This window comes from Mesorhizobium sp. M1A.T.Ca.IN.004.03.1.1 (assembly GCF_003997555.1).
GTDB lineage: Bacteria > Pseudomonadota > Alphaproteobacteria > Rhizobiales > Rhizobiaceae > Mesorhizobium.
Genome location: NZ_RZTV01000466.1, coordinates 1 through 264 on the forward strand (window position 1 = coordinate 1; position 264 = coordinate 264).

A 264-nucleotide genomic window follows, 5' to 3' on the forward strand; every position below is an offset into this window, starting at 1 on the left:
GCCGAGGCGCGCTCGAAGAAATCGATCGGCAACGACAGCAGACGCGCGAAGGTGCGGATTGAGGTGCGCACATCGATCCGCGCCGAGGCGTAGACCAGCAGGATGCGCCGCAGATAGTTGAAAATCGCGTCGAACAGGACCGCGGCGCTGACCCCGATGGCGAGCACAGCGAGCGTCGTATAGGCTTGGTGCACGAGCACCTTGTCGACCGTGATCTGGATGAAGATCGGCAGGGCAAGCGCAAGCACCTGCAGAGCGACCGCG

General features: G+C 63.6%; 1 protein-coding gene. It reads right to left on the reverse strand.

All coding sequences use genetic code 11. The annotated features are described in order from the left end of the window. Nucleotides 1-264 (reverse strand): ABC transporter transmembrane domain-containing protein (locus tag EOD29_RS32460; RefSeq protein ID WP_245475508.1); only part of this gene is annotated, 264 nt, incomplete at both ends.